This is a genomic window from Rahnella sp. AN3-3W3, assembly GCF_003263545.1.
GTDB lineage: Bacteria > Pseudomonadota > Gammaproteobacteria > Enterobacterales > Enterobacteriaceae > Rahnella > Rahnella variigena.
Window position 1 is genome coordinate 1 of sequence record NZ_JYDG01000125.1, and the last position, 1,764, is coordinate 1,764.

Genomic DNA, 1,764 nt, shown 5'->3' on the forward strand with positions numbered 1-1,764 from the left:
CATTCACAACGAAAAAGAATAAGGAAATCATCATGACAGACAGCACAGAAAAAAAGAGACCACCGCGCCCGCCGGTCTGGCTGGCGACCGGCTGCATTGGCGTACCCACGGATGCGGGGCCGTCGATGTATGTGACTAAATGTGCGGTTCCGCGCCCCATGCCCTGCATTGTGATTTTGGTTCACGGCGTTAACGATGTGGGAGAAGCCTATCAGAATCAGGAAAAAGGCATTATCGCGGGGCTGAATCAGCGATTAGGCCGCAATGATCTGACGTGTCACGAATGGTCAGAGAAAGAATTCCAAATCAGGGACGCAGACGGAAAGCAGCAGACATGTACCGACACCGATAACAAACAGCGGGAAGTATTATCGGATGTGGCGTCCCCCGTTATTCCTTTTTACTGGGGTTACAAGCCGGTCGATCATGATACCTATGTGGCCGATCAGGAAGACTATATAAAGCAAATGCAAAAGACTTACCGCAGCCCCGAAACGCCGCTGCCGTATGACGCTTTTCAGGAATATGACAAATGGATAATTAAAAAACATGACAGGAAAAACATTGATAATTACGCCAACGTGTTAGACCCAAACTTTGCCAAAGGCGGCGGCACCTTTGCCAACGCCACAACCAATATCCCGGATATGTTCGGACCAGGCGCAAACGGGGCAATGATGGGCATACCCAAAGCCATGAGCCAGAACAACGCGCCGGACCGCACACACCCCATCTATGAGAATCCGCACCGGATTTATCAGGCATTTGCCGCGCACCGGCTGGCCGATCTGATTATGCAAATCAGGCGAAACCCCACGACGGCAGAAGATGCGATCAATATCGTCGCCCACAGTCAGGGGACAATCATCACCATGTTAGCCAATATGATTGTTAAATCTAAGGATTTAAATCCCGCTGACTGCGTAATTTTCAATCATTCGCCCTATTCACTTGAAAACCGGATCATGGAAATGGGCTTGCCGGGTAATCAGCAAACCACCGCCGCCCGCGAAAAAACGTTTAAAAACTTCTGCGCACTCATGCGCACAAACGCAAGGTATCAGGACGGCGGCGACGGCCTGCACAGCGAAGCGGATACCCAAAAGCTTTACGATACGATTTGCATTAAAAAGGCCGGGCCGTGGTATCAGGATCCGCGCCACCGGCGTAATAATTACGGCAAGGTTTATAACTACTTTTGCCCGAATGATCAGACCGTATCCCTTGAACCGATACAGGGTTTCGGGTGGCGTGGCGTCCCCGACAAGATAGCCAACACCATCCCTAATCTGCGCCAGCGGGTATTCGCGCAGGATGAATTAGTGGGCGTGAAAGCGTCCGGCCCGTACCGGTTTGCGGGGCCCATAACGCAGGGTAAAGGCGTTTATACCGGCGCGGCGCACTGGTTTGCAAACGCTTCATACTCGTTTAATGATGTGACGGTGACGGGGGAAGAACTGCCGGAGCCATTTATTTTTGAATTACAGGGGCAACGCAACCAGGGGGGCGAAAAATACCGTTCAAAAATGAGCGGGCCGGATATTGAGATCGCCAGCGCCAATCTTGCCAGTCAAACCACAATATCAGAACGGCGGGAGGTTCCCCCCTATGATCCTTTTGTTCAGATGCAGGCGGGACACTCTTTAACAATGAATGAATGCCGTATTCTGAGCGCCTATTTGTATCCGGCAGGGCAAGCCTTTGTAGAAAATGCGGCGATCATTGATGTTAACGGGAAAATATTTTTCATACCATCGGACAAAA

At 51.0% G+C, this 1,764-nt stretch carries 1 protein-coding gene; it reads left to right on the top strand.

Annotation, left to right across the window (positions count from 1 at the left end; genetic code table 11):
• Positions 1 to 32 precede the first annotated feature (32 nt).
• A partial coding sequence (locus tag UC15_RS24485) for a hypothetical protein (RefSeq protein ID WP_157961034.1) occupies positions 33 to 1,764 on the top strand: 1,732 nt, incomplete at its 3' end.